The following is a 5,123-nucleotide window of genomic DNA, read 5'->3' as shown; positions in this document are numbered from 1 at the left end:
GAATGACAGATACCGCCTTAGTTGGCGGTATCTGTGTTGATATTAGAAAGTCAATGAGTCGGTTCGTAGACGCTTACCATCAAAGCGACCACCGCTCCAAAGACCTATTGTAACTGCAGGGTTGAGGTGACAGCCGGATATATGGCCGATAGCAAAAGCCATGGTGAGTACGGTTAAACCAAAGGCAAGAGAGACTCCGAGCAAGCCAATACCGACATCGGGAAAAGCAGCGGCTAAGACGGCACTACCACAACCCCCTAACACCAACCAAAATGTACCGAACATTTCTGCGATATACCTATTCATAACGATCCTTATCAATCTGAACCAGTATCAATAAGATAGTTTAGATTTCGCAGATTTGTGAGATCTTGTGTATATAGGAGGAAGAAAAGGTTGGATAATCTTAGGTAATAGCTTCTAACTCGATCAGGTTATCAAGCGCTTGTTGGTCGGTTTTACCGCAAATGACAGGGCAGGCTTTGAACTGGTGACATACCTTCGGGCGTGAAGGCTGACCAAATAATTTGCATAGATCTTGCTCATTTAATTGGATGCAGCGTACGCCAGCAGGTTTACCATTAGGCATTCCCGGAATAGCAGATGTAATACTTGGAGCGATACAACATAAAGTATACCCTTGTTTTGTATACTTAGAAATTTTCTAAGTGGTTGTTTGTACTTATCTCTTAAATTTCTAAAAATCTGAAGAAATCCAAAAAGTCTGAGGCTTTGGAGTCGATTTATTATGCGATATTTCTAAAACTACTCAGCATTGTGTGACGGTTTTTCTTGAACTTGTCGTCTGAGTAGCTCGTCCACGAGTTCTATGAGTACAAGCAGCAAATAAGTGATAGTGAAAAGGTTACACTCCATTTGGGAAGAAGTAGCCAAAGTTGATTCCCAGCCCCTCGCTTATTCAGGCTTATTAAACTTACCATCTGGAGCAGCGATATCAGGGAATATAGGCGGTGCTTTTATCAATGAAAGACGTGTTAGAATCAACGAGAATGTGGTTTTGGAGATAATAGAGTCAAACTCATAAACTATCCCCCCGAAGACCTTCATAGCTTGGCTCCTAGAATTCAATTAATCATTCAGATGTTGAAACAGAACCCAACAGAAGAATTGAAAAGAAAGCTGATCAGAGGGCTAAAAGATGAGGTTGACAGAAACGATCCTGCGGAGACAGGCTTGATCGCCTTGAAATAGCTATGGCAAGAGTTTCTCCCTTACTTCAGGGTTCTTTGTTTGAGCGAACATCACGATATAGCTTCGATGTGATATCTTAACACCTCTAATCAGGTGGCCAAATTCACCGTACCACTAAACCAACGCAATAGTTCTAGTTAGCCTCTGTCCATAGGCACTTCGTAACTTGGAAGTGCCCCTTTCCGTGCTGGCAACTAGGAATAAATCCTTCGCAGTTGCCTAAATCACCTTTGTTCCTTCCCATCATCGTCTTCGAAGATTTTTTTAAATTTTTCTTATCAATCATTACTATCCATAAGTATCTGATTTTATTTGCACATTCCCCCTTAAGATGGAAGTACCCCACAAACGGTTAATGATTCAATGTGATAACTTATCTGATAGTTAAACAAAAGACGTCAGAAAGGATTAACTTGGGCTATGAATAAATATGATTTAAGCAAGCAGTTTGGTTCTATCGAAAAAATTACCAACAGTGGTTTAAGTAACCAGTTTAAGTTTATGGACAGAACTTGCATGACTTGCAGCTCTCCTTTGCCCTCCTTTCATGAGGACAATCCGATTAATATTGAATACACCGACACAAAGCAAAGTGGGGAACTAGTGAACAATACCTATAATGTAAATTCAGAAGCTGTACAGGTTGGTACTCACAACATACTGGTCACAACGAGTAGTGATCCCAAGCTTAAAAGTGTGCTAGAAAGTAATATTGTTGCGGCAGTCGTTTCTACATTACTTGCATTTATATTGCAGAAATATTTACTGTGACACTTCTAATTTGGCTTTGCCATACAAGATTTTGTCCCATTATACGTTAGACCTTTTACTCATTTATATTTTGCTAACTGTGTTTACCCTACTCAAACTTATCCGACTGAGCGATAATTCAACACCCCGTGACATAATGCAGCCAATCTTCCTTCATGTAGCATAACTTATTGATTATCAGTTGAGTCATTATGAGAATGGCTGCACTATGCAGGATAGAAGACGGCAATTTGTCAGTTAATGAACGTTAAATGTATCAAGGATTTCAGGTGGAATTGTTATTTTTGAATGGTGAGCTTACAACGCTTTACCCACAAACAAAGCGAAAAGTTGAGCTTCTTGATAAAGACATCTTCGAGCGTATTCAAAAATGGGCGATGTTTTCGGCTATGAATGAACTTGAAATCGAAGACTACTTCAAGAAGAAAATTTCGTACAAAGGCATAAGATATAAAGGTGCTCCTGAGAGAGCTTATTGGCATTATTTTCAACCATTTTTTGATCATGAAATACCACGAGTCCTCTCTGAAGTCGAAGATTCTTGCCACAACAAAGGCTTGAACCCTGAAGAGTATGTCAATGAAGCAGGGAACTTATTGAAAGTTATGGTTAGTAGATTATGGAATGAGATTGCTAAAACTGACCAGCGCTTGAAAGGGCGTGGGTTTCCGAAACCTGAAGACTTAAAAGAAGTGAGCGGCACAATTGAAAGGTACCGCAAAAACATTGATGCCGAGGTGAAAGCTATTCTGCATAGAGGAAAGACTGTCGTAAGTGATAAAGCTTCACCAAGCGAAGATATAATTGATGTTAAGCCTAACTTTATGGGCATTGGTTTAAACTTGAATGCTGCATTTCGTTGGATTAAGAACATCCGAAAAAACATGTAACCAGCATTTAAGAGTGATTCGTAACGCTTGCCGTTTTCGCTTCGCTCAAAACTTAGGAGTCCCAATGTTCGAAGAACTATTAAAACTAGCGGAACAAAAACTTCGAGAAAGTGACAATGAGGCTGAGTATGAATCTGTTATTGAGCTTGCAGCATCGGTTCTGATAGAAGATACAAATGAGCAAGAAGAAGTGAATGTTAAGCGTGTGATGTTAGAACACGATGCGTTCTTAAAAAGGAACCGTGAGCGTTGGGCCCTTGGTTTTAGAAAGCTACATGCTTTACGAGAAACTTGCTTACAAGCGGGTATGAACTTTCAGCAGCAATTTATCCAAATACCCAAGTATGAAACTGATGAGTTAATAGGCGTTCTCATGAGGCAGCATGCTCATGCGTGTCGCATAACTGGGGAAATCATTCACTTGCTAGAGGGTGGTTACCCCGATGCAGCCTTAGCACGTTGGCGTACTTTATATGAGATTGTTGTTACGTGCTTAGTTATTAAAAAGTGTGGTCGTGTAGCGGCCATCGATTATATTAAGCACGGTATGGTACAAACGGTAGAAGGAATTGAGGAGCATCGCAAAACGGCTGATGCTATGGGGCAAGAAACCTTTTCTGATCAAGAAGCAGGATTCTACACTGAACTTAAAAGCAGCATTACACAAGGTCGTTCTGGGTGGCACTGGGCTAGGGAGCATACTGGTTACAAAAAAATCGACAAATTGAGAGAGTTCGTAGAACTAGATAAATGGTCTCATAACTACAAACTAGCCAGCCGTAACATACATGCTGACTATTATGAAATGGCTTCTTTATATGGAATGAATGAAGCAAAAGAAGACCTGTTACTTTGTGGTCAGTCCAACTCTGGCCTTACAGAGCCTGCTCATTTCACTGCTATTGCTTTGGCTCAAATTACGTCTGTATTTCTGACAACTTATATAGAAGAGAGCGATACTGGTTTAGATTATGCCGATTCTACTTTGTTTATGAAAATAATTGAGAATTACGTGAAAGAAGTTGGGGAAGCTTTCTTGAGCGTCGAAAAGTCAACATAACAAAACGACTATAGTAATAGCATGGATGTTTCACCCTAAGAAAGCTAATTTGACTAACCAACTTCAGCTCGGACACCCTATCTCATTTATGTCCAAGAACTTCTCAGGTTGAATTTTTACCCGTGGCATTTTCTAGCTTGAAAGTGCCCCGTTTCTTGTTGACGAAACTAAACCCACTCACTATTACATTGAGAGCTTCCCATAGATTTCCTAATGCCAAACGTGAAGTGTATGGAAATGCCCCATTTTAACGCATTTTCTTGTTACTGCTTTTAGCGTGAACCATGATATCCTCATAAAAACATAAAGTTATGTTAGAAAGTAGCGTTCGTTAAATACATGAAAAATCCCAAAGTGGGATGTTTAATCACCCCACTTTGGTGATCTAATAAATTGTTAGCCTTTCTTCGACAGCTGCATATTAATTAATAGAGGTTTTCTTGAAACTAAAAGAACAAATCAGTCAAATTTTACTGACTAAATTAAACTCGATAATCAATCCCAAGTTTCACAATAAGTTCATCCTACTTCTGCTTACAGCTGGGCTTGGATTGCTTACTCCCAGTATCTTGAGTGTCTTAGTAAAATTTCAATTAATAACTGATGGTTTTGCAATCAATATTGAAGCAGGTGAAGCCACAAATAGCACTTTGGCACTTATCGGTTTAGCATTAGTTTCAATGTCGGTTTATCTATTGAGGTTGGTGAGAAAACAAGAACATGAGGTTTTTATGTATGAAGAATCTCTAGATCACGATTTTTCAGTTAACTACTATATTTGTGAAGACTTTGATCATTTGAAAGAGTTGTGCTCAGGGGATTTAACAAATTTTCCTGAAGATAAAGCAATGTTATTAAATAATGATGTTTTAGATACAATTAATAGTATTATTTCTTCTCATCCTGACAAACATCGATGTACAAGTCATTTTACTACCGAAGATTTTGGTAGTGAGGAAAAGTACAAGAGTTTATATCCACATGCATCAAAGCCAAACAAAGCTCAGGCTAAACATGCTTACTTTAGTCTTGTTAGAGAATTAGACGAGAATGATAAAAAGTTTCTTTATGCTAAAGATTCAATCACCAAGTTGATGATTAATAGTAGGTTTTCGGTTTTGTTGCTTAATTCAGATAGAAGACATGCCTGGTCCATAGTTGCCTAATTCTTAAACAATGCACTGAGTTTC

The 5,123-nt window shown here is 38.8% G+C and carries 5 protein-coding genes and 1 pseudogene; 4 read left to right on the top strand and 2 right to left on the bottom strand.

The window, feature by feature from the left end:
- Nucleotides 1-78: 78 nt before the first annotated feature.
- Nucleotides 79-306: pseudogene (locus tag Q1A70_RS18820) on the bottom strand (aquaporin); the annotation flags it as partial.
- Between the two features lie 100 nt (nt 307-406).
- On the bottom strand, nt 407-661 hold the full coding sequence (locus tag Q1A70_RS18815; protein ID WP_299695334.1) for a YkgJ family cysteine cluster protein: 255 nt from the start codon (nt 659-661) through the stop codon (nt 407-409).
- Between the two features lie 971 nt (nt 662-1,632).
- Between Q1A70_RS18815 and Q1A70_RS18810 the strand changes: the two genes are divergently transcribed.
- From Q1A70_RS18810 to Q1A70_RS18795, 4 genes are all read left to right on the top strand, one after another.
- Nucleotides 1,633-1,983 carry a hypothetical protein gene (locus tag Q1A70_RS18810; RefSeq protein WP_299695322.1) on the top strand — a complete coding sequence of 117 codons (351 nt, stop codon included), beginning with the start codon at nt 1,633-1,635 and terminating at the stop codon, nt 1,981-1,983.
- Nucleotides 1,984-2,252: 269 nt separating this feature from the next.
- Nucleotides 2,253-2,873 carry a hypothetical protein gene (locus tag Q1A70_RS18805; RefSeq protein WP_299695325.1) on the top strand — a complete coding sequence of 207 codons (621 nt, stop codon included), beginning with the start codon at nt 2,253-2,255 and terminating at the stop codon, nt 2,871-2,873.
- Between the two features lie 64 nt (nt 2,874-2,937).
- Nucleotides 2,938-3,933 (top strand): DUF5677 domain-containing protein, encoded by a 996-nt coding sequence (locus Q1A70_RS18800; RefSeq protein WP_299695328.1) that lies wholly within the window; start codon nt 2,938-2,940, stop codon nt 3,931-3,933.
- Nucleotides 3,934-4,373: 440 nt separating this feature from the next.
- On the top strand, nt 4,374-5,099 hold the full coding sequence (locus tag Q1A70_RS18795) for a hypothetical protein (protein WP_299695331.1): 726 nt from the start codon (nt 4,374-4,376) through the stop codon (nt 5,097-5,099).
- Nucleotides 5,100-5,123: the final 24 nt, after the last annotated feature.

Origin of the sequence: uncultured Vibrio sp. (assembly GCF_947488985.1) — a bacterium.
Taxonomy (GTDB): Bacteria; Pseudomonadota; Gammaproteobacteria; order Enterobacterales; family Vibrionaceae; genus Vibrio.
This window is presented reverse-complemented; position numbering and strand designations above follow the sequence as displayed.